17 protein-coding genes are annotated in these 22,990 nt (G+C 54.2%); 11 read left to right on the top strand and 6 right to left on the bottom strand.

All coding sequences use genetic code 11. The features are described from left to right. Positions 1 to 93 precede the first annotated feature (93 nt). The 4 genes from KW828_RS00085 to yddG all read left to right on the top strand — a co-directional run bounded on the left by KW828_RS00085 (position 94) and on the right by yddG (position 3,622). Entirely contained in the window at positions 94 to 1,791 is a 1,698-nt protein-coding gene (locus KW828_RS00085; RefSeq protein ID WP_218334444.1) for an NAD-dependent malic enzyme, read from the top strand. 90 nt (positions 1,792 to 1,881) lie between these two features. After that, positions 1,882 to 2,172, top strand: coding sequence for a DUF1778 domain-containing protein (locus KW828_RS00080; RefSeq protein ID WP_218334443.1), 291 nt, complete (start codon positions 1,882 to 1,884; stop codon positions 2,170 to 2,172). After that, positions 2,157 to 2,675: a GNAT family N-acetyltransferase gene (locus KW828_RS00075; protein WP_371316062.1), complete on the top strand. Its 519-nt coding sequence runs from the start codon at positions 2,157 to 2,159 to the stop codon at positions 2,673 to 2,675. Before KW828_RS00080 ends, KW828_RS00075 begins: the two co-directional genes overlap by 16 nt. A gap of 65 nt (positions 2,676 to 2,740) precedes the next feature. Next, positions 2,741 to 3,622 carry an aromatic amino acid DMT transporter YddG gene (yddG, locus tag KW828_RS00070; RefSeq protein WP_218334442.1) on the top strand — a complete coding sequence of 294 codons (882 nt, stop codon included), beginning with the start codon at positions 2,741 to 2,743 and terminating at the stop codon, positions 3,620 to 3,622. Here yddG and KW828_RS00065 read toward each other — a convergent pair. Next, positions 3,619 to 5,115, bottom strand: a complete 1,497-nt coding sequence (locus tag KW828_RS00065) for a SmvA family efflux MFS transporter (RefSeq protein WP_218334441.1) — start codon at positions 5,113 to 5,115, stop codon at positions 3,619 to 3,621. The genes yddG and KW828_RS00065 overlap by 4 nt on opposite strands. Before the next feature lie 113 nt (positions 5,116 to 5,228). Here KW828_RS00065 and KW828_RS00060 point away from each other — a divergent pair, with 113 nt between their 5' ends. Beyond that, positions 5,229 to 5,819 carry a TetR family transcriptional regulator gene (locus KW828_RS00060; RefSeq protein ID WP_218334440.1) on the top strand — a complete coding sequence of 197 codons (591 nt, stop codon included), beginning with the start codon at positions 5,229 to 5,231 and terminating at the stop codon, positions 5,817 to 5,819. Between the two features lie 4 nt (positions 5,820 to 5,823). Here the strand turns inward: KW828_RS00060 and KW828_RS00055 are convergent, their stop codons facing one another. From KW828_RS00055 to KW828_RS00040, 4 genes are all read right to left on the bottom strand, one after another. After that, positions 5,824 to 6,660: an arylamine N-acetyltransferase gene (locus tag KW828_RS00055; protein WP_218334439.1), complete on the bottom strand. Its 837-nt coding sequence runs from the start codon at positions 6,658 to 6,660 to the stop codon at positions 5,824 to 5,826. 76 nt (positions 6,661 to 6,736) lie between these two features. Next, entirely contained in the window at positions 6,737 to 8,392 is a 1,656-nt protein-coding gene (locus tag KW828_RS00050) for an iron ABC transporter permease (protein ID WP_218334438.1), read from the bottom strand. A 39-nt stretch (positions 8,393 to 8,431) separates the two neighbouring features. After that, on the bottom strand, positions 8,432 to 9,400 hold the full coding sequence (locus KW828_RS00045; protein ID WP_218334437.1) for an ABC transporter substrate-binding protein: 969 nt from the start codon (positions 9,398 to 9,400) through the stop codon (positions 8,432 to 8,434). Further along, positions 9,397 to 10,098 carry an ABC transporter ATP-binding protein gene (locus KW828_RS00040; protein WP_218334436.1) on the bottom strand — a complete coding sequence of 234 codons (702 nt, stop codon included), beginning with the start codon at positions 10,096 to 10,098 and terminating at the stop codon, positions 9,397 to 9,399. The genes KW828_RS00045 and KW828_RS00040 overlap by 4 nt, the downstream gene beginning before the upstream one ends. 229 nt (positions 10,099 to 10,327) lie before the next feature. Between KW828_RS00040 and KW828_RS00035 the strand changes: the two genes are divergently transcribed. The 5 genes from KW828_RS00035 (at position 10,328) to KW828_RS00015 (ending at position 20,406) form a co-directional block, all read left to right on the top strand. Further along, positions 10,328 to 10,897, top strand: a complete 570-nt coding sequence (locus KW828_RS00035; RefSeq protein ID WP_218334435.1) for a flavin reductase family protein — start codon at positions 10,328 to 10,330, stop codon at positions 10,895 to 10,897. A 794-nt stretch (positions 10,898 to 11,691) separates the two neighbouring features. Further along, positions 11,692 to 13,782, top strand: coding sequence for a hypothetical protein (locus KW828_RS00030; RefSeq protein WP_218334434.1), 2,091 nt, complete (start codon positions 11,692 to 11,694; stop codon positions 13,780 to 13,782). Between the two features lie 76 nt (positions 13,783 to 13,858). Next, entirely contained in the window at positions 13,859 to 18,070 is a 4,212-nt protein-coding gene (locus tag KW828_RS00025; protein ID WP_218334433.1) for a hypothetical protein, read from the top strand. 44 nt (positions 18,071 to 18,114) lie between these two features. Further along, positions 18,115 to 19,278, top strand: a complete 1,164-nt coding sequence (locus KW828_RS00020) for an RHS repeat-associated core domain-containing protein (RefSeq protein WP_218334432.1) — start codon at positions 18,115 to 18,117, stop codon at positions 19,276 to 19,278. A gap of 24 nt (positions 19,279 to 19,302) precedes the next feature. Further along, positions 19,303 to 20,406, top strand: coding sequence for an RHS repeat-associated core domain-containing protein (locus tag KW828_RS00015; protein ID WP_218334431.1), 1,104 nt, complete (start codon positions 19,303 to 19,305; stop codon positions 20,404 to 20,406). Positions 20,407 to 20,588: 182 nt separating this feature from the next. Here KW828_RS00015 and KW828_RS00010 read toward each other — a convergent pair whose 3' ends face one another. Further along, positions 20,589 to 20,771: a hypothetical protein gene (locus KW828_RS00010; protein WP_218334430.1), complete on the bottom strand. Its 183-nt coding sequence runs from the start codon at positions 20,769 to 20,771 to the stop codon at positions 20,589 to 20,591. 404 nt (positions 20,772 to 21,175) lie between these two features. On the opposite strand from KW828_RS00010, the gene ansP reads away from it, so the two are divergent. Next, positions 21,176 to 22,669: an L-asparagine permease gene (ansP, locus tag KW828_RS00005; protein WP_218334429.1), complete on the top strand. Its 1,494-nt coding sequence runs from the start codon at positions 21,176 to 21,178 to the stop codon at positions 22,667 to 22,669. Positions 22,670 to 22,990: the final 321 nt, after the last annotated feature.

The raw sequence follows: 22,990 nt of genomic DNA, 5'->3' as shown, positions 1-22,990 counted from the left end.
GGGAAGTATTTGCCATCTGCATGCTTTATACTTGCGCCGCAGCCGTCGCCGTCATTACGCAGATGACGGGATCGATTTTTAAGGAGCTTTGCGATGTTACTGAAGTATAAAAAAAACCGTTCTCTGTACATTCCCTACGCCGGTCCAGTGTTGCTGGAATTCCCCCTTCTCAATAAAGGCAGCGCCTTTAGCCTCGAAGAACGCAGCAACTTCAACCTGCTGGGGCTGTTGCCGGATGTGGTAGAAACCATTGAGGAACAGGCCGAGCGCGCCTGGTTACAATACCAGGGCTTCAAAACGGAAATCGACAAGCACATTTACCTGCGTAACATCCAGGACACCAACGAAACCCTGTTCTACCGTCTGGTCGATAACCATCTCGACGAGATGATGCCGGTGATCTATACCCCGACCGTCGGCTCCGCCTGTGAACGTTTTTCTGAGATTTACCGCCGCGCGCGCGGGGTATTCATCTCCTACCAGAACCGTCACAACATGGACGACATGCTGCAAAACGTGCCGACCCATAATATCAAAGTGATAGTGGTCACCGACGGCGAGCGCATTCTGGGCCTCGGCGATCAGGGCATCGGCGGCATGGGGATCCCTATCGGCAAACTCTCCCTGTATACCGCCTGTGGCGGCATCAGCCCGGCTTACACCCTGCCGGTGGTGCTGGATGTCGGCACCAATAACCAGCAGTTACTCAACGATCCGCTGTATATGGGCTGGCGTCATCCGCGCATCACCGGCGATGAATATTACGCCTTTGTCGATGAATTCATTCAGGCGGTGAAACAGCGCTGGCCGGACGTGCTGTTGCAGTTCGAAGATTTCGCGCAGAAAAACGCCATGCCGCTGCTGACCCGTTATCGCGATGAAATCTGCTCGTTTAACGACGATATTCAGGGCACCGCCGCGGTTACCGTTGGCACACTGATCGCCGCCAGCCACGCGGCGGGCAGCCAGCTGAGCCAGCAAAAAGTGGTATTTCTTGGCGCAGGCTCCGCCGGTTGCGGCATCGCCGAGCAGATCGTCGCCCAGATGCAGCGTGAAGGGCTGAGCGAAGACGCCGCGCGTCAGAATGTCTTTATGGTAGATCGCTTTGGCCTGCTGACCGACCAGATGCCAAACCTGCTGTCGTTCCAGAGCAAACTGGTGCAAAAGCGCGACAATCTGCAACACTGGGATACTGACGCCGAGGCGATTTCGCTGCTGGATGTGGTGCGCAATGCGAAGCCGGATATTCTGATCGGCGTCTCCGGGCAGACCGGATTATTCACCGAAGAAATTATTCGCGAGATGCACAAGCACTGCCCGCGCCCTATCGTGCTGCCGCTGTCGAACCCGACCTCTCGCGTCGAAGCCACCCCGCAGGACATTATCAGCTGGACCGATGGTCAGGCGCTGGTTGCTACCGGCAGTCCGTTTATGCCGGTGCACTGGCAGGATAAAGTGATCCCCATCGCCCAGTGTAATAACGCCTACATCTTCCCTGGCATCGGCCTTGGGGTGATTTCGTCCGGCGCATCCCGCATCAGCGACAACATGCTGATGGCCGCCAGTGAAACTCTGGCCCAGCACTCCCCGCTGGCAAACCACGGTGAAGGCATGGTGCTCCCGGCGCTGAAAGATATTCAGACCGTGTCGCGGGCGATTGCGCTGGCCGTGGCGAAAATGGCGCAGGAAGAGGGTCTGGCGGTGAAAACCTCCGCCGAGGCGTTGCAGCAGGCTATCGAAGAAAACTTCTGGCAGCCGGAATACCGCAGCTACCGCCGGACGTCTATCTGATTGTAGTGACGCCAGCGTTTATCCGCTGGCGTTTTTTTAAACGGGCATGATATTATGTACGGCAATTTACCGTACATATTAAGGTTGACTATGTCCACCGTGAAAAAAGAGCGTTTTGATTTTCGGCTTGATGAGAATTTGAAAAAACAGATGGAAGAAGCCGCCAGCCTGCTATGCATTCCGGTCAGTACCTTTGTGATCGATGCCGTGCGTGAGCGAGCCGCTGAAGTCATCAATGAGCATCGGCGTATCGCGCTGGATGAGCAAAACTGGGCGCGCATTCAGGCGCTGCTGGACAATCCACCGCAGCCAACGGAACGCATGAAAGCAGTGGCTGCACGTTATCATGACAAGGACAGCTGGACGTGGCAGAAGAATTAACGCTAAGCATTGAGTCCTGGGATCCTGCCCGCCCCTACCGGACTGACAATTTCAGTTGTGGCGTTGAGGCGCTGGATACGTTTTTAACGTCCCAGATGTCGATTCAGCAAGAGCGGCGAATTCTGCGCTGCTACGTGCTGGTCACAAACGAAGCGATCCCTGAAATTATGGGCTTTTATACCCTCTCCGGGGCGTCCTACGAAAAAGAGCATCTTTCTGGCTCCCGGCAACGCAAATTGCCTTACCGCAATCTGCCCTGTGTCCTGCTCGGCAGACTGGCCGTGGATCGCCGTCTGCAACGACAAGGTTTCGGTGAGAAATTATTGTTCGATGCTATACGCCGCACCTGGTTAACCGCAGGCATGGTGGGCATCTATGCGCTTTTCGTCGAAGCTAAAGACGAGGCCGCCGCCACTTTTTATCAGTCATTAGGCTTTACCCTTTCAAAATCGCAGCCGTTAACGCTGTTCTATCACGTTAATCAGTTCGAATTTTTAATCTGATCCCCGCCGATCGCAAATAATGTTATAAATTCGCCTTCGGTTTTCGGGGAAATAACGGGCGCGGGATGACCAAAAAAAGAGCAACGCTGATCGGCTTACTGGCGATTATATTATGGAGCACCCTGGTCGGGCTGATCCGTGGTGTCAGTGAGGGGCTGGGGCCAGTGGGTGGCGCCGCCATGATTTACACGCTTAGCGGCCTGCTGTTACTTATTACCGTGGGTTTTCCCGATATTCGTCGTTTCCCGCCGCGTTATTTACTCGCCGGCAGCCTGCTGTTTGTCAGCTATGAGCTGTGCCTCGCCCTGTCGCTCGGCTATGCCGCGACGCGTCAGCAGGCGATTGAAGTGGGCATGGTGAACTATCTGTGGCCCAGTCTGACCATTCTCTTTGCCATCCTGTTTGACGGACAAAAATCCAGCCTGTGGGTGATCCCCGGCCTGTTACTTTCCCTGTTTGGCGTCTGTTGGGTACTGGGCGGTGAGAATGGTCTTAACCTCCCGGAGATTATGCGTAACGTGATCTCCAGCCCGCTCAGTTATATTCTGGCGTTTTGCGGGGCGATTATCTGGGCGGCGTATTGTACCGTTACCCGTAAATATGCCCGCGGGCACAACGGTATTACCTTCTTTATTTTGCTGACCGCGCTCAGTTTGTGGATCAAATACGCGCTCAGTGATCAGCCACCAATGATTTTCAGCGGGCCGGTTACGCTAAAATTATTTCTCGTTGCCGGAGCGCTGGGTTTTGGCTATGCGGCATGGAATACCGGGATATTGCACGGTCATGTTAACGTGCTCGCCGCCGCGTCTTATTTCACCCCCGTGCTTTCTTCCGCGCTGGCAGCGCTGCTGCTGAGCGCCCCGCTGTCACTGTCGTTCTGGCAGGGGGCGCTGATGGTGTGCGGCGGATCGCTGCTGTGCTGGTACGCCACCCGGCAGCGTTAACGCCCCTGCCGTTTATCCGTACCCGCCAGGCTAAACCAAATCCCCATCGCCAGAATAAGCAGCATCACGCCAGCGCTGCTCAACGCCACACTGTGCGAGCTGATAAAAGCCGTTTTTGCCGCCTGCATGATCGTGGCGGCAAGATCGGGTGTCAGGGTTTGCGCCAGCTGGACCGTTTCGCCAATGGAAGACGCGGCCTGCGCCGCCTGTTCTGCGCTCAGTGCGTCGGGCAGCACGATAGAAGCAGAATAGCTCCGGCTTAGCAGCAGACCAAAAATCGCGATCCCAAGCCCGGCTCCCAGCTCGTAGGCCATGGTTTCGATAGCCCCGGCGGCGGCCGCTTTCTCTTTCGGTGCCGCCGCCATAATCGCAGCTGTGGACGCCAGCAGTGCGCTGGCGGCGCTGAAGCCCAGCAGCGCCATGAGCGCGCCCGCCTGCCATGGCTGGGTCGTAAAATCCGTCACCGACAGGCCGAGAAAACTCAGCGCGCTCAGCGCCATGCCGCCTGCCGCTACCCGCCGCAGGCCAAGGCGCGACACCAGCAGCCCGGCGATGGGCCCGCTAAAACCGCTCGCCAGCATCACCGGCAGCATAAACACCCCGGCGGCAAACGGCGTAAAGCCATGCACGAACTGCAACTCCTGCGCCATCAGCAGCTCGAAACCCACCAGCGTGATCATCGAGGTGATCGCCATTATCACGCCGCTCAGAATGATGCGATTTGAAAACAACCGCATGTCGATCATCGGCGTGCGGGCGGCAAGTTGAATTCGCACAAAGGTGACTAGCAGGATCATGCCAGTCACCGCCCCGCCTGCCAGTAAACCTGGCGCGACGGCATTTTTCAGCGCCATTTTGGCGCAGTACACCAGCAGTAAAATCGCCACGATCAGCATCACAGCCTGACCGAAATTCAGCGGCTGCTCCCGCCGTCCAGCTTGCCGTGGCACGCACCAGGCGGTCAGCGCCATTACAACAATAATGATGGGAATGTTGATCAGAAAAACCGAGCCCCAGTAAAAGTGCTCCAGCAGTAATCCGCCCACCAATGGGCCAAAGGCCGCACCGCCGGAACCCACCGCCGCCCAGATACCAATCGCCATATTGCGATGCCGGGTTTCTGAGAAGGTGTTGCGAATACCGGCGAGCGTGGCGGGCACGATCATTGCCGCGCCGACCGCCAGCAATGCGCGCGCCACAATCAGCGCGCTTGCACTCGAGGCGCTGGCCGCCAGCAGCGAGGCCAGGCCAAATAGCGCACTGCCGGAGAGCAACAGCCGTTTAAAGCCGATGCGGTCGCCCAGCGCGCCCATTGGCAGCACCATGCCGGCCATGACCAGCGAATAAATATCGATGATCCACAGCAGCTCATTGTTGCCGGGACGCAGGGGCATACTCAGCGTCGGCACCGCCACATGCAAAACCGTCGCGTCGATCGCCACCGGAATATAGACCAGAACAATTATCCATAACGTCACCCATTGACGAAGCATACTCACCTCTTCCATTTTTGGACAAGCGTCCAGAACTGCGCGATCCTACTTGAAGTTGAACGCATGTCCAGCTTTTTGTTATAGTCCTCCCGCCACTCACTCACAGAGCTACTATGGGCTACCTCAATCGAGAAGATCGTCGGGAAATCATTCTTCAGGCCGCCATGTCCGTGGCGCTGGAAGAAGGATTATCCGCCATGACCGTGCGCCGTATCGCCAGCGTCGCGGGCGTTGCCGCAGGCCAGGTGCATCACCATTTCGCCTCCACCAGTGAACTGCGCGCGCTGGCATTTATCCGCTTGATCCGCGTGCTGCTGGATACGGATGTCGTGCCTGACAACGCCAGCTGGCGACAGCGCCTGCATTCCATGCTCGGCAGCGATGACCGCGGCTTTGAGCGTTACATTACGCTGTGGCGGGAAGCGCAGCTGATGGCGATGCGCGATCCGGAAATCAAAGGCGCCTACGTGCTGACCATGGAGATGTGGCATGAAGAAGCGATGAAAATCATTCATGCCGGTTTGCAGGACGGGGAATTTATGCTCACCGACAGCGTGGAAAACGTCGCCTGGCGGCTGATCGCGCTGGTATGTGGTCTGGACGGCATGCATGTGCTGGAACTGGACGGGCTGGATGACGCGGCGTTCGATCGCCACATAGACCGGGCGATCGAACTGGAACTGTTCAGTAAAGCAGGATCCTGACGGATTACTTGTCGTGCGTGGCGATCCCGGACATCACTGCCGTCAGCTGTTCCAGCGTCACACCATGCTGCGCATCGTCCGTTCCGAGCGCAAACCGCGTCTGTAGAAGTTCATGTAGCGCAGGCACATCAATGGCGTTGAACTGCTCCTCGGCATGACCGTTCTGCCAGCGGGTAAAGTGGAAATTGGTCAGCGTCAGTTTGCTGCCATCCGGCAGATGACGGCACATCAGCAAGTGATGGCGGAAATGCGAATGCGGCCAGTGGGCGGAATAGAGATTACCCGTCACGAAGTCGGAGAAATATTGCTGGCTGAGATCAAAACGGTACATCTGCTGCCAGCGGTCGTGATGCCGGAACTGTAAGATCCAGTCCACTCCCTCCTGTTGCAGACGGTACAGGCCGTGCGGCGTTTGCTGCTCAATGTCGGCCTGCAGGCGGATCGGTGCGGTCAGAGACTGCCCGCCAAAGCCCGCATCCGCCAGCCAGGGTTCGCCGTCCAGATCCACCAGCAGAATACGGTGCGTGCGCGGCGGCATCTGCGTCGGATTAGACATCACCACCCGCCCGAGCAGGCTGCGCACGGTAAAACCGATCTCCCGTAGCCCCCGTTCAAACAGGCCATTTAACTCGAAACAGTAGCCGCCCCGCCGGGCGACCACCAGCTTGGCAAACAGCGCCTCGTCCGTCAGTTCAATTTCCCGCGGCAGTAACACGTCGAGATTTTCAAAAGGGATAGCGCTGTTGTGGTGCTGGTGCAGGGACTGAAGCGTCGCCAGATCGGCTTCAGGCGTACCCGTCCAGTTGAGGCGTTCAAACCAGGCCGTTAAAAATGGGCTCATTTCACACTCCGGCAAAAGATGAGCCTTAGTTATACCCTGGATGACTATTTTGATGCGGCAATTTGTGCACTGGCGTTTATCCCCGGCCTTTTCGCTGCATGATACCCAGCGCTGTCAACATCAGGATCAGCCCGGTCACCAGCGTCAGCGTCGCCATCGCCATACCTTGCCCGACCGATCCCTGCTCGAACTGACGCCAGATAAACACCGCGACGGTTTGTGTCCCCGCCGGGGCCAGCAGCAGTGACGTCACCAGTTCCCGTGAAGCGATGGCGAACACCATCAGCATCGCCGCCAGCATCGCGGGAAACACCAGCGGCAGAACGATCAGCCGCAGCGCCTGAAACGCGCTCGCGCCATGCACGCGGGCGGCAGGCTCCAGATTGCCGCCGAGCTGCCGTAACGCGCTGCCGACGTAGCGCACCGGCCACGGCATCAGCAAACAGCAGTACGAGAGCAGCAAAATCAGCCAGCTGTTATAGGGCGACACGGGCCAGAACGGGCGATTCCACAGCAGGATCAGCCCGACCCCCACCACAATCCCCGGCAGCGCAGCGGGCATCAAAGACAGCGCATCCAGCACCGTGCGGCCACGGATTTTTTGTACCACCACCAGCCACGCCGCCAGTAACCCGAGCACGCCGGTGATCAGCGCCGAGCCGAGCGCCAGTGACAGGCTGGTGCCGAGAGCGGAAAGCGCATCCCCCTGTTGCGAGAACAGCGCGTGATAATGGCTGCTGGTAAGGTTTTCCCATGACAGACCGCCGGAGAGCGTCGACATAATCCCGGTCACCGCCATGGCGATCCCGGGCAGCCCCACCGCCAGAAACCCGACGCCACCCATCAGCAGCATCACCGGCAGCGTCGCAATACCCAATGACGCGCCGAGGTTTTCCGTCGGTTTGCCGGTCACGCTGGTGACGTCTTTATCCCCCACCAGCTGACGTTGCAGCCACCAGCCGCCGAGCGCGATGACGATCAGGATCAGCGACAGCAACGACGCCCCCGGTAAATCGATTGGCCAGTCGGCAAGCTTCTTCTCAATGCCAACGGTCATCATCACCACACCGGATCGCGATCCCAGCGCAGCCGGGACGCCGTACTCTTCCACCGCCAGGGTAAACGCCAGCAGCATGCCTGCCGCCAGCGCGGGCGACAGCATCGGCAATGTGACATGCCAGAAGGCGCGCCAGGCGCTCGCACCGTGAACACGAGCGACCACCGCCAGCCGTTGCCCGCTGGCGAGCAGGCTGCGGGACACCGCAAAATAGACCACCGGGAAGATATTCAGCGTCATTACCAGCACAATCCCGCTGCGGCTGAACAGCAGATCGTTGAGATCAAAGCCCGCCACCTGCGCCAGATAACCCCTGGTCTGTAACACCAGCATCCATGACAGCGCAGCGATATAGGGCGGCGTCAGAAAAGGGATCAAAAACAGTACATCCCATAATCGCGGGCACGGCAGGTTAAACAGCCCGCGCACTACGCCCAGCGGCAGGCCAATCAGCGCGCTCAACAGCGCTACACCTGCGGCGATCCACAAGGTGCCGCCCAGCATCGCGGGCAACTGCGGGTCGCTAAACTGTGGCAGAACCGCGCTAAACGGCGCGGCAAACGACCCGGCGCTGAACGACGGGAAAATCGCCTGTAGGACAATAAATGACAGCGGCAACGCAACCAGTACCACCAGCAGCGTCAGCGTCAGGACAGCAAGCACTCTCTGATTCACAAAAGATCCTGAAGACGGGGTTGCCCCCGTCGGCTGAATTTACTGGCTGAAAAGGATATTGAAACGTTGCAGAACGTCGCTGCGCTCACTGGTGCCGTCCTGGCTGGTCGGCAGAATGTGCAGATCGTTGAGCAGCGGGCGTTTAGCCTGCACATCGGTGCGCGCCGGCATCAGCCAGGCGTCCGCCACCATCGCCTGTCCTTCCGGCGACAGCACGTAATCGACAAAGGCTTTGGCGTCGTCTGCATGTTGGGTGGTTTTAAGGATCATCATGGGACGCGGTGCTATGACCGTGCCGCTGGCCGGGAAGATCACTTTCAGGGATTCACCCTGGCTGATGTTGCCATAGGAGACGTAATCCACCGCGCCGAACACCGCCGCTTTTGCCCCCTGCATCACCGGCGTCACCGCCTGGGCGTTCGGGCCGCTGACCACCATGCCGTTTTGCTTCAGCGCATCAAACAGCGCCCAGGCCTTATCGCCCATGCTGTTTTGCAGCCCGATCAGCAGATCGAGGGAGGCGCCGGACAGCGCCGGATCCGGCGTCGTCACCTTATCTTTGAACGCCGGGGCGGTCAGATCCTGCCACTCTTTCGGTTCCGGGGTACCGCTTTTGGTATTCCAGACGATGCCAAGCGCGGAGATGCCCTGCGCCACATATTCAGCGGTTTTCAGCGAGGCAGGCACCTTGTCGGCGTTGCTGCTTTGATAAGGCAGCAACCAGCCGCGGGCGTGCAGATCGTCGGCGGTATCCCAGGAGGCGGAGATCAAAATATCCGCCTGGGGATTCGCCTGTTCTGCTTCCAGACGCGCCATCACTTTGCCGGTGGTGGCCTGGAAAATATTCACTTTCACGCCGGTCTTTTTCTCGTAACCGGTGGCGAGATTCTTCGCCAGCGATCCCGGCCCTGCGGTATACACCGTCAGCGCGTGGGCGCTGGACATCATGACGGAAGACAACATCATGGCGAGTGCGACTCCTTTTTTCACAGACAGTATGGCTTTCATGCATATTCCCCTGAGGATGATGTAACGGCGCGCACAGCAGCGATGCTGCCCGCAGAAAGATGCACGATGCGGTCGGCCAGCAGTTCGGCTTCCCGACGATCGTGGGTGACATAGACGGCGGTGATGCCGAGCTGGCGCAGCAGGCGCGACATCTCAAGACATAACGACTCACGAAGTTCACTGTCGAGATTGGAGAGCGGCTCATCGAACAGCAGCACGCGCGGTTCGGCGACAATCGCCCGTGCCAGAGCGACGCGCTGTTGCTGCCCGCCCGATAAGCCCGCGGGTTTGCGGTCGGCGAAATCGGCCAGCCCGACGCGATGCAGCGCCGCCAGCACGCGGGCCACCCGCTCACCGCGCGGCACATTGCGCATTTTCAGCGGGAACGCGACGTTCTGCGCCACCGTCATGTGCGGCCACAGGGCGTAATCCTGAAACACCATGCCGATGTCGCGCGCTTCCGGCGGCAGTGACCAGTTCGGTTTCGCCACCAGACGGTCGCCAAAATAAATTTCGCCTTCCGCCGGTTGTGTCAGCCCCGCCAGCAGGCGCAGCAGCGTACTCTTGCCGCAGCCGGATGGACCAAGGAGCGCCACAATGTTGCCCGCGTCGACAGTGAGATCGATGTGATTGAGAACGGTATGTGAGCCGAAGGCATAAGAGACGCCTTGCAGCCGTATTGCGGTGAATGCGTTCATGATCGCCCTCCCACAACGGGAAGCCGATACGCGCCGGGGATGGACATCCGCCGGGCCGCACTCACCTGTGGAAAACACAGGGGAGTCAACATATTGTTATCCTCTTTGGGACTTAGTAGGGCGAGACTATAGGGAGGGATTGTGACGAAGGGATTACGCCCAGGTTACGACTTGCTTTATCAGGGCCGTCAGGCATTAAATGCGTTATCAACCCGATGAGGAGCCCCCCATGAGCCATTTCCGCCCTGTTGCCCTCGAGCACGCCAGCCGCCTGCTCAATCACGGGCCGACCATCATGATCACCAGTCGTGATGATCAGATCGACCGCCGTAACGTGATGGCTGCCGCCTGGTCGATGCCGGTCGAGTTCTCGCCGCCGCGCATTGCCATTGTGGTGGACAAAAGTACCTGGTCGCGCGAGCTTATCGAGCGCAGCGGGATGTTCGGCATCGTTATTCCCGGCGTTGCTGCCGTCAGATGGACCTATGCCGTGGGCAGTGTGACCGGGCGCGATGAGGATAAATTTAATTGCTACGGCATTCCGGCGATAGCCGGTCCGGTGCTGGGTTTACCGGTGGTGGAAGAGAAATGTCTGGCATGGATGGAGTGCCGTCTGCTGCCCGCCACCGCCGCGCAGGAAAAATATGACACGCTGTTTGGCGAAGTGGTGGCCGCCGCCGCAGATGAACGGGCGTTTATCAACGGTCACTGGCAGTTTGATGACGATAAACTCAACACCTTGCACCATCTCGGCGGCGGGAATTTTGTGGCCTGCGGAAAGACGTTGAGCGTGAAGTAAGCGCCGGGTGGCGCTTGCGCTTACCCGGCCTACCGAAAAGGTCATTGGCAGCGGAGTAAATTTGTAGGCCGGGTAAGGCGTAGCCGCCACCCGGCGCAGCATCACATCGAATAACCCGGTTTTTTGATCAACTATGAACACAGTCAGCCCGATCCCCCGAGGAGACGGGCTGGTAAAAGTGTAGCGGTATTCGGAACGCTTTTAGGGTATATGCCTCTCAGCCAAACGGATTCAATATCAGCAAAATGTTGTAGCCAGGTCAATTGCAATGCCATGAGTAGGGTTTCAGTACCACAGTAGATAATGTGACGTGAATCATGATCTTGACATTTTGCTGATAGGGTGATCTTTCACTATCAACCAGCCTGGTGTGTGGCACTTATTAATTCCACCCGATCTGCAGGATGTTTTAAGATATATCATTGTCCGGACAGAATTTAAATTACATCATAAAAATGAATAACCTGAAGATTTTAAATTTATTAAAAATTAATGAATCGATGCTATTAATATTTAATTAACCATCATTACCTGCCAGCCCACTGGATTATCTGGCGTACTCGTTATATGTATATTCACACCCAGTCTGTTTCGCTGTCATTCTGACAAAATGGTTTTTACGGGCTTATAAATTACAGTCCGGAAAAAAACAGTATTTGTAACTTTCTGTTTTTATTGTGAACGCTATTCACGTTCGCAGAAGATGCCTATCTGCAGGTGTGAATAAAAACATCAAATATCGTTTTAATCTATGTAATTCTTTATTAACGATATGAATTAACAGGAAAAATATTATGCAAAAAACGTCATCAACGGTAATCAAAGAAGAGCAAACGGGTGGCCATGCTCCCTGGATTTCCCCCGGCACAACGGGCATTGTGACATTCAGCGTTCAGACCAGTACCACTGTCAGCAGTGGTGACCGTATTCATTTTTTATCCCCCACGGGCACCTCGCTGGTCAATGCCAGTATTTCGGACCTGAGCAGCAGCTATTACACATTTACGCTGTCCGATGACCATCGCACAGGGAATCTTACACTGACAAAGGCCATTACCAGTTGGGGCAGTTGCGAACTGAGCCTGGCAGTTGACAGTGAGGCGGTATCGGGCATAACCATGGATGACGGGATTGCCAGATATTTCATGGCTGACGGCCAGCAAATGGGTAATGATGCCAGTATCTCCGTTATCGCTGCCACCGTGACCATCACAGAGCAACAGACTGACGGACATATTCCCTGGATTTTTCCGGGTATGTCCGGTGCTATACCATTCAGCGTTGTGGCTGACTCTCCGGACGGAAAGGGTTCTTACCTTTACTTCACCGCCCCAACTTACACCGACCCTGCGACTAAAACAATCAGCCACAACGCCACCATCACAGGGGGTACTCTCAGTGACCCGAATCTTGCCGACAAATATACCTTTACTCCCGAGAATAACGGATTGAATGCCCGCCTGACACTCACCGCAGACGATGTCACATGGAGCGAATGTGTTATGACTCTGGCTGTTGACAGCAGCATGCCTAAGTTTGGCACTCTGGATAACGGCAAAGTCCAGTATACCAGGTCTGATGGTCAGCCAGTGGGGGCCAGTGCGTCTGTCACTGTCATCGCCGCCAGCAGCAACCACTGGGATAACGTCGCGTCTGTTAAATCATGTCTTATAGGTATGCAGTCAGATGATACAACTAGTACTAACAAAGGAACGTTGTTTATGAACGGAGAAAATGACGAATACAATACCTTTGGTGCACACAGCATCCCTGTGTTTGTGGGCATAACATTTAAGCGGTTCAGCGACAATTTTGACGAGCCGACAAATGATGAGGTACTAACCGCGCTTTCGCTGGTCGGTCTTGGTACTGATGGCGAAACCATTATTGATATATCAGACAATTTTGCCCTTACTACCAACATAGATTACCGGAACGCATATTATAAAACGACCACCACATTCCCGCTGCCAGACTTATCCCCGAGTAGTGGGGCATATGACCATGAACTAAACCTTGGTGCCTGGTGCCCAAAATATCATACCGATCCTATTCCAGGCAATATCAATGTGTATATCCATCTTGAGGCACCACTGTCCACAGGGACCTATAAATATACGTCTAACGGGGAAATGCCCGCTAATGTGAGTGTAAATTTTATATCCAGGAAAAAGTACCAGTACTCTGACACTGCCGGGAGCAGTGCATATATACTGGTAAGTAAGGAAACAGCGTCAGATGAGATATTATTCAAAAGCAGTAATGAAGTAAGAGACGTAGGAACAATCCATGAAAGAGTCATTTACAGGGTTTACATTGATTCTACCCCTGAGCAATCAAAATATTCATTTAAATTTAATAAATTGTTATGGATTCATTTTTTATACCCGGAAGTGGACGGCAGTTACACGAGTTATGGATCCCATATTTACTCTGCCTATATCAAAGGGATGGCTATCCATGGCAAACCGCAATGGGCTACTTATGCCCAGCACATATTATTACCCGACTATACTTATACCGCACAAAGACCTCTTACTGAGGCTTTTTTTATTGAATTAGGACATAAAATAGGTCCTGTGGGAACGCATGAAAAAAATGGGTGGGCCTGCGCCGGGACTCTGAGTGTTATAGGAGACACAGCTGAAGACGGAATCACTATTAACCCCGGAGAAATTGCATTCGCTGCGGTCAATATCGCATTTGAGTCTTCGTCTACAGATGTTATCTGGGATAAAAATAACCATCCGGACGACACAGGGAAATCCCCCATCGGTCTGGTGGATAATTTTGGCAATCATATTTTTCTGGTGCCCATTTTCGGTACCGATGATGTTAATCCAAAGGAGGAAACAAGTATGACTCTAACCGTTGAAGAACAGTAACATGCTTTTTAATTGACACGTAATTTGTGTTCCCGCGACTAATCGTCTATCACTAAATTTATAGAGAGGCTTCGACATGAGTCTGAAATATTATACACAGACCCCCAATTTCATCAGCGCTTCCTCTGGTGATGTGGATCCCCGCACGCGTCTTTTTTCCTTTAATCATTCCCTGGCCACCCTGGTCGGCAATTATGACATGGGCCCCTCGCTGGATCTAACTCTTACCTATTCCCCCACGACAACCGATAACACCTGGGGGATGGGAACCGGGATGATGTTTACCCTCACCTGGTATGATAAAAATACCCGAACCCTTTATCTAAACTCCGGTGAGACCTATAAAATTGATGAATCTACCGATGGCAGCGGAACGGTTTATTTCAATGTGAAGCAGTGCAAAATTAAAACCTTTAATGCTGAAAAAATTGATAATGGTACAGATGAAATCTGGTACCGAGTCACTGACAATGGCGGTAATATCACCGAACTTTATGAGCAGGATAGTGGATATTATCTGCCGGTAACCCTGTGGTCCCCTCTAGGACGCTCTCTGAAAATATCCTGGACACGGGACCCAGGCACAGGCCATCTCTATCTGTCGAAAGTTACCGATAATACCACGGATGACACCACCCAGCTTCTCAGAGTTTTGTTTTCTGCGGTTTACAGTTCGGGGTTGGTCATGACCCTGCTGCCAGGGACGGATAGCGAACAAACCTTCACGCTGAACACGAGCGGTGACTACCTGGTTTCCATGACAAATTCAGCCCTTACCGATTCGGCGTCTCCGCCGGTTCCGGTGCCCTGGACATTTACGTACTGCACTGACGCGGAAATCGGCTCTTCCGGGCTGCGCCCCCTGACGGCCATCACCATGCCCACAGGGCTGGTCAAATCAGTGGGTTACGATATGGAGGCGATGGCGTTTCCTGACGACCCGAATGCCCCCCGGTATCATCTGCCGGCTGTTACAATACTGACCATCAGTCCGGGGCTGGGTTCACCGGATATTGTCACTTACTGGTCATTCGTCGACAGTAGCAGCCAGGCCAGCAGTTCTCCCTCTAAAAACTATCTCGGATATGGCGGCTATACCGCAGGTGCGGCGTGGTTAGCTGATTCCGATGCCACCTACAGTATACAGGAGCCGGATTATCTCTATCAGAGTGTTTCCAGGCAGCCGGCCACTGACGGCAGTGATAATGCACTGATAACCACATACCAGTACAATAGCTATCATCTCCTGGTATCGACCGTCACCACACAGGATGGTGTGCACGTGAACACAGTGAAAACGGACTGGTATGCCGATACCAGTAAAACATTTAACGAACAGCCAGCCTGTTTTCAGTGCCCGAAGCTGCAGAATGAAACTTGGACCAGCCCGTCAGGCAGTCACTCCCAGTACACCAGTTATGAGTATGACGACTACGGTAACCTGACACAGCAGGTGAGTCTGGCGAATAGCGCCGGTGGTGTGGCTTCCAACAGTACTCTGACGGAATATAAATTTTACCCCCCGGCAGGCGAGGCCGACAACACCGATAAAACCATCGGCTGCCCGCCGGATCCGTATGGTTTTGTGTACCGCCCGAAAATCACCAAAGTCACCCCTCCTTTTGTAAATGGTTATAAAGATGTCCCGGTCAGGACAACACGTTACCGTTATGCGTCGATGAACACGATTAATGGTATGGTCTATGCTACAGCGGTAATACCAGCACAGGACTCGTATTATGGTTCTGACGTGACGACGGACACCCATATGTTACTGAACCGTGCGAATGCGTATGAAACGGATATCAGCTCTCCTCACTACGGGCGACAGGTACAGCAGACAACCACCATCTGTGACCCTGACTACAACCCAGAGGACCCGGAACACAGCATAGAAAGCTACATCCAGACGCTGGATACCGTATGGAGTTTCGATCAGGACGACTACGGACTGATTCAGGAGGATACCCTGACAACGCATGACGGGCTGAGTTTGAAGGGTTCATCCTCCCATTCATATCTTACCGGCAAGCCGTATTCCATCACGGATACTCTTGGTAACACTGTCACGTTCGCTTTTGACCCTCTTGGTCGCCTGTTACTGGAAACCCAGGCACTGGGAACTGACTATGAAATTAGTCATTCCCATAAATATGCGCTGGAGGGGCATACAGATACAGGGAAGTATGTAGTAGACGCCATAACCACAACTCGGTCAGACAATGCCGGGAATAAGACAATGATTTATCACGACGGCATGGGGCGCCCTGTTGCACACAAGGTTAATGCCAGCGATATCAGTCTGCCGAATGATTTCTTTCAGACCGGTGCTGTTAGCTGGGATGGCTGGGGGCGACGACTCAGCATTACCCGACAAGACTGGACTAAGACATTCTATACGGATCCTGATGCCCCCTCCTACAAACCGGACCCCGGCATACCAGATGTCAACATTGAGCATCAGGCGCGGTATGACGTTTGGGGGGAACAGAACCTTTCCATTCCTGTCTCCATGGGCGTTACGCTGAGCATGCTGTACGCTTCAGACCAGGACCCGGTCACTCAGATTACAGTGACTGAGCTGCAGGTGCCCGGTAATATGCTGCTGTTGGGTCGTCAGAAAATACAGCAGGACGAAACCCTGATGACCGAAACCCTGATAACCGAATCAAAGCAGGAGACAGCTGGAGACGACAGTACAAGGAAGGTATATACCACCTCCGTCAATGAATACGACGGGCTGGGGCGCCTGCGTAAAACTACCTACCCGCAACCAAATGCCTGGGACCAGCACCCGTCCGATACGGATACGACTGGTTGGGTGAGCACAAGCTACACCTACGATACTTTTGACCGGGTGAGCACCACTACACAGTGGGATGTCAGCGATAAGGCGGGAACAACCAAGCCGTCAACGGTAGCAGTCCAGTCATGGACATATGCACCATTCGCGTATGCTCATCTTCCTGTCAATGTTTACCTTCGGGAAAAGCAAAATGACCCGGACGTGCTGATGGGTTCTCAGACCTTTGACGGATTTGGGCGGTTGAGCGGGAGCGTCTGTGGTGGCCGGTCACTGAACGCTGAATATTCCGGTGCAAATATGGTACCGGACACCACCACGGACGCTGCGGGACATAAACTGAACTATCGCTACATCCCCGAACTGAATAACGCCCTGAATACAGTCTACAACGATGCAAACAGTCTGAGTCAGACGATTGACTACTACAGGAAGCCGACAGACGCTGGTGTAGCTGATAATACCGGGCGGCTTTATTCTGCGACTGAAAACGGTAGCCGGAGTAATACCTATACCTGGCTTTCGTCAGGCAGCTCCAACACGCAGAACTTTTTATCGCCATCCGGAACTGACCGTCACGCAGGCAATACGTGGAGCCTGCTGGGTGAACCGCTGACACAGACCGATGTCGCGGATAACACGCTCATTCTGGATTATGCCAGTGACGGACAGTTGAACACCCTGAGTGACCCGCTGGTGACGGTGACCTTTGGATATGATGCTGCCGGACGGCTGACCTCACAGAAAGTGGAGCAAAACCCACACTTTGGTTCCGATGTGTTAATCACCACCCTGATACTGGATGATTATGGTCGTGAAGTTCAGCGCGATATCGCCCCAAACGTCGGTGATATGTTAACGATTATTAACCACTACACCCTGGGTGGACAGGTACATAACCGCACCACCACTCAAGGCAATACCACCCTGCGAGATGAAACCTTCACCTACGATGTGCGCAACCGGATGACTGATTACGTCTGCACTGGCAGTGTCCCGACACAGGATGCGTACGGGAATGCACTGAGCGCGGAGCACTTCACACTAGATGTGTACAGCAATATTACACACTGCCAGACCATTCTGGCAGACAATGGCGCAACGGATGACGCGGAATACCTGTACACCAACCCAGACGATCCGTGCCAGCTGATATCGGTTACGCACACCCTGACCAGCCACTACCCCGCCAGTATCACGCTGGTCTATGACGCTAACGGACGGATGACCACCGATGAAGCAGGCCGGACCCTGACTTACGATGAAGCCGGACGACTGGTCAGCATCACCGGTCAGGATGGCAGCAGCCAGTACGCCTATGATGCGTTCGATACACTGGTGACACAGAGCCTGAGTGGTGACACCCGTGAGCTGTACTATGCTGGCAGCCGCCTGCTGAGCGAAGTGCACGTGGAACAGAACCATATTACTCGTAATATTCCCGGCTACTTGGGTACATCAGCTGTCAGTGATGAGTCCCTGTGATTTGGACACCACGGGTATCTGCCTGCTATCAGGAGAATACTGAAATGATTATACAGTTAACTGGCACTAACCGGAGCGGCTCCCCGGAGGTTTCGCTCTCCGGTGGCAACAGCTCCACGTTTGCCTGGGGACCCTTCGGGAGCGGAACAGCCCGCACTGGTAGCATGACCTCGCTGCCGGGTTTTAATGGCGAGCGGCAGGACCCGCTGTCCGAAGTGACACATCTGGGAAACGGCTACCGCGCCTACAGTCCTTCCCTGCGTCGCTTTACCTGTCCGGACAGTGCGAGCCCGTTTGGTATCGGGGGGATAAACCCGTATGTGTACTGTGACCATGACCCGGTCAACCGGACCGACCCCAACGGACACGGCCCGATCACCTGGCTGATACGCAAGGTGATCACACTGAGCGTGAAACTGGGTATCGCATCAGAAGAAGCCGCAGACAGTATTGCGGCGGGGTTAGCCACTGCCAGCGCGGTGGAAAACGGGACGGAGATTGCCACGCAGGTGGCGACAGGAATAGGCCAGCAGATAGCCAAAGCCCGCGGAAATTTGACAGCGTCCCGTGAGCTGACCTGGGCCTCATTGTCTATGGGGCTGGCAGGTGGGGATATCAGGCATACGGTAAAAAAATTGCGCAAGTCGGCAAAAAGGTATGGGCTCAAGAAAGCTACATCCTCTGACTCTGAATTATCCAGCCTGTTCGGGCCCGAAGGGGGATACAGAAGAATATTGGATGAAACGTTAGAAAAATCTGCCGCATCCGGAGCTATGGAGATGGAAACACTCACTCCTGATACGCCATTACGCTCCCGTATGTCATCTCTGCACTCACTGGCAGATGATAATCTGGTCAATAACGCAGAATTCTCTCTGTCAGACCGTAACGGGACTGTAATGCAACGCAGGGCTGGCGGGACCACACATATTCCGGGCAGCATCCAGCGGGGCGGCTCTGTCATCGGTGATACCGCAGTGACACCGTTGCTGGAGCCTATTTCACAGACACATGACCGACTGGCTGGTACCTGGCTTACCAGGGCGTCTGTTTTTGATCCCGGAGAAATGAGCGCCCGGGTTCGCGTCAGTGGTCGTCACGTTACGGGTAAGGAACTGCTGTTAAAGACGCTCATTTTGCGGGTAAGACGACAGTCCACGGAACCTGGGTTCAGATCGGGAGCTGTCCATTATACGAGCTTTTTTTAAAAATCATTTTGGGAGGATATCACGATGACCTTACAGATGACCGGCAATAACATGAACGGCTCTCCCGAGCTATCACTGTCGGGAGGCAACTGTAGCATATTTGCCTGGAGCCCCTTCGGGGGCGGCGCGACACGTACAGCAACTTCATTGCCGGGATTTAACGGTGAGCGCCAGGACCCGTTGTCCGGAGTGACACATCTGGGGAACGGCTACCGGGCTTACAGCCCGGCCTTGCGTCGTTTTACTTGTCCGGACAGTGAGAGTCCCTTTGGTGACGGGGGAATAAACCCGTATGTGTACTGTGAGCATGACCCGGTCAACAACACTGACCCCAGCGGGCATATGCCAAAAAAAGTATGGACACAAGAAGAAAAAAACAACGTCCATTTGGTAGCGTTTAAGCCAGCGCACAATGAACAAGCTAATGCGCTTCATGTTGCACAAAAAGAGCCAATTCAGGGCCCCGATGGGGCTACAGGCAATCCTCCTGGGCAGGCCGAACAGCGAGGGAAACCTAACCCTCCTGTCCCTCCTGTGCATAAGGAGAGAATTCACAAACAATTTGCACGTCCGCCGGTAATTAAAATACAAGCGGGTTCCCTTTCAGGAAAAGTCAATCCTAAGCCCAGCCTTGCACAACCAGCTCCCCTGGCGATGCTTGAAGATAAAGCGATTGAAGACGCAAAAAAAATAAAAAAAGGTGTGTTTGTAAATTATCAAGAAACAAGACGTGATTTCAGAATAAGAATTCGTGAAAGTAAACTTTATTATCAAGGTGCTCCGTTAACAACAGACCGCAATGGTGAATTTAAATTCATACAGGATACCAGTGGTAAATTGTATGGAGTGGAAGCAAATTCAAAAGGAATCAAACACTCATCTATCCTTGGAAAGGAATGGCCTGTCTCTGCAGGCGAAATGGTTGTTCAAGAGGGTATATTAATATCGATGTCAAATTCATCTGGACATTTTTATCCAGGCGAAAAAAATTTGAGATATACCGAATTTTGTTTAAAATCCGTTGGGGTTAATGGGGTAAAAATAAATGTAATTCCCACCACAGAAATGCCAGAAAGATTAAAGGAAACTGTACCGCAATACAAAGCTAAATATGTGAATTTTAAGTGAATACCTTAACTCTCTCACGGTAGGCGTATAGCCACGGCTATCTGTTATTTTGCTCCAGGTGTCGTCAGGTTAGAGCTCCATTTAATTTAGAAGGAGCTCTAACCATGAAAAACACTGCCGACTGGCAAACCGAATCGCGAACTGTCTATTCTAATGACTTTAAACTTCGTATCGTTGAGCTGTTAAGGAGATAAGACATTGTTGGAATTTAATTCCCTCAAATCTCCGTTTAAAATATCATCGTGACGTCTAAGAACCGCCGAACCCTGTTGCACCGTTAATACTGAAATGTGACCGGCCAGACTCAGGGCGACGATATGTTGCGCCAGCACATCCAAGTCAAACGTCCATTTAAACATTTTCATCTTCCCCCTTCCCTATTTAGTGCCGTTAAGACAGGGGCTTTCAAAACCCTTTCATTCATCGCAAATACTTATAAATTTACGCCCAAAATTTTAGCCTGGCCTGCTTTTTTATGTATCTGAATATGGGTAAATTCTCACCACCCCGCCACCTTTTTAAACAAGCTGAATCGTGTCTACGCGGTGTTGCAACCGCCTGCATAAAATGACGAGACCTCCTTCAATTTTTAAAAGGGTAAGTTTTGCGTCGTTTACGGTTTGCAGGTAGGATGCTGCGCCATGTTTTGTCTTATCCACACGCAAAAAGACTGGAAAGACAAGACATTAATTCGTCGGGGCAATCGTTTGTTCTGCCCTGACGGGTGAGGAAATCCTTCGATGATTCAGACAGGTCAACAGGTAACTCAATGAACAAAAACAACAACAGCGCAGCGGAGCATCATGCTGCAAAACGTCGCTGGTTAAACTCTCATGAAGAGGGATACAACAAAGCGATGGGCAACCGCCAGGTACAGATGATAGCGATTGGCGGGGCTATCGGCACCGGGCTGTTCTTAGGCGCAGGCGCACGACTGCAAATGGCCGGGCCATCACTGGCTATCGTCTATGCCGTTTGCGGGATCTTCTCCTTCTTTATTCTCCGCGCCCTCGGCGAACTGGTGTTACACCGTCCGTCCAGCGGCAGCTTCGTCTCTTACGCTCGTGAGTTCCTCGGTGAGAAAGCCGCTTACGTGGCCGGGTGGATGTACTTCGTCAACTGGGCGATGACCGGTATCGTCGACATCACCGCCGTGGCGCTCTATATGCATTACTGGGGTGCGTTCGGCGATGTGCCGCAGTGGGTGTTCGCCCTCGGCGCGCTGGCGATTGTCGGCACCATGAACATGATCGGCGTGAAATGGTTCGCCGAGATGGAGTTCTGGTTTGCGCTGGTTAAAGTGCTGGCGATCGTCGTATTCCTCGTGGTCGGTACGATTTTCCTCGGCACCGGTAAGCCGCTGGACGGCAACGCGACGGGCTTCCATTTGATCACCGATAACGGTGGTTTCTTCCCGCACGGTTTGCTGCCCGCGCTGGTGCTGGTCCAGGGCGTAGTCTTTGCCTTTGCTTCTATCGAACTGGTAGGCACGGCGGCCGGCGAATGTAAGGATCCGCAGACCATGGTGCCGAAAGCCATTAACAGCGTGATCTGGCGTATCGCCCTGTTTTACGTCGGCTCCGTAGTGCTGCTGGTCTTGCTGCTGCCGTGGACCGCCTATCAGGCGGGACAAAGCCCGTTCGTGACCTTCTTCTCGAAACTGGGCGTGCCTTATATCGGCGACATCATGAACATGGTGGTACTGACGGCGGCCCTCTCCAGCCTCAACTCTGGCCTCTATTCTACTGGTCGTATTCTGCGCTCCATGTCGATGGGCGGTTCCGCGCCGAAGTTCATGTCAAAAATGAGCAAACAGCAGGTTCCATGGGCGGGTATTCTGGCGACGCTGGTGATTTATGTTTTCGGTGTGGTGCTGAACTATCTGGTTCCGGCCAGCGTGTTTGAGATCGTGCTGAACGTGGCGGCGCTGGGCATTATCGCCTCCTGGGCGTTTATCGTGGTGTGCCAGCTGCGTCTGCGTAAAGCTATTAAAGAAGGCAAAGCGGCGGATGTATCGTTCAAACTGCCGGGCGCGCCTTTCACGTCCTGGCTGACGCTGCTGTTCCTGTTAAGCGTGCTGGTACTGATGGCGTTCGATTACCCGAACGGCACCTACACCATCGCCTCTATTCCGTTCCTCGCCGTGCTGTTAGTGGCGGGCTGGTTCGGCGTGCGCAAGCGCGTACAGGAAATTCAGAGCACCGCGCCGGTCCATCCGGAAGAGGGTCAGGACGGGAAGTTAACGGAAGAGTTATCCCGTTAAGTTTGTGTGCCGGGTGGCGGCTGCGCCTTACCCGGCCTTGTATTATGCTTCCCGTGCACAAAGAACCGGCCGGTTCTTTCTGCCATGCAGTCCACATGCCGTACCCGGCCTCAGGCTTGCAGCCTGTGACGTAGATTTATGCAGTGGACTGCCTTTCTCCACAAGTGACAAACCGGACAGTATCATGGACCGGTTTTTTTCCGGTAATCCGCACTGACAAGGATGGTTTCACTATGGAACACGAACTGCACTTCATTGGCATTGATGTCTCTAAAGCAAAGCTCGATGTCGATGTGCTGCGTCCTGACGGCCGTCACCGCA

Source organism: Enterobacter sp. ENT03, assembly GCF_019218745.1.
Classification (GTDB): domain Bacteria; phylum Pseudomonadota; class Gammaproteobacteria; order Enterobacterales; family Enterobacteriaceae; genus Enterobacter_D.
This window is presented reverse-complemented; position numbering and strand designations above follow the sequence as displayed.

Coding starts and splice junctions, on each gene's coding strand:
- KW828_RS00080 (WP_218334443.1), top strand. CDS start 1,882: ATGTCCACCGTGAAAAAAGAGCGTTTTGATTTTCGGCTTGATGAGAAT.
- KW828_RS00035 (WP_218334435.1), top strand. CDS start 10,328: ATGAGCCATTTCCGCCCTGTTGCCCTCGAGCACGCCAGCCGCCTGCTC.
- KW828_RS00045 (WP_218334437.1), bottom strand. CDS start 9,400: ATGAAAGCCATACTGTCTGTGAAAAAAGGAGTCGCACTCGCCATGATG.
- KW828_RS00030 (WP_218334434.1), top strand. CDS start 11,692: ATGCAAAAAACGTCATCAACGGTAATCAAAGAAGAGCAAACGGGTGGC.
- KW828_RS00060 (WP_218334440.1), top strand. CDS start 5,229: ATGGGCTACCTCAATCGAGAAGATCGTCGGGAAATCATTCTTCAGGCC.
- ansP (WP_218334429.1), top strand. CDS start 21,176: ATGAACAAAAACAACAACAGCGCAGCGGAGCATCATGCTGCAAAACGT.
- KW828_RS00085 (WP_218334444.1), top strand. CDS start 94: ATGTTACTGAAGTATAAAAAAAACCGTTCTCTGTACATTCCCTACGCC.
- KW828_RS00040 (WP_218334436.1), bottom strand. CDS start 10,098: ATGAACGCATTCACCGCAATACGGCTGCAAGGCGTCTCTTATGCCTTC.
- KW828_RS00055 (WP_218334439.1), bottom strand. CDS start 6,660: ATGAGCCCATTTTTAACGGCCTGGTTTGAACGCCTCAACTGGACGGGT.
- KW828_RS00015 (WP_218334431.1), top strand. CDS start 19,303: ATGACCTTACAGATGACCGGCAATAACATGAACGGCTCTCCCGAGCTA.
- KW828_RS00010 (WP_218334430.1), bottom strand. CDS start 20,771: ATGAAAATGTTTAAATGGACGTTTGACTTGGATGTGCTGGCGCAACAT.
- KW828_RS00065 (WP_218334441.1), bottom strand. CDS start 5,115: ATGCTTCGTCAATGGGTGACGTTATGGATAATTGTTCTGGTCTATATT.
- yddG (WP_218334442.1), top strand. CDS start 2,741: ATGACCAAAAAAAGAGCAACGCTGATCGGCTTACTGGCGATTATATTA.
- KW828_RS00025 (WP_218334433.1), top strand. CDS start 13,859: ATGAGTCTGAAATATTATACACAGACCCCCAATTTCATCAGCGCTTCC.
- KW828_RS00020 (WP_218334432.1), top strand. CDS start 18,115: ATGATTATACAGTTAACTGGCACTAACCGGAGCGGCTCCCCGGAGGTT.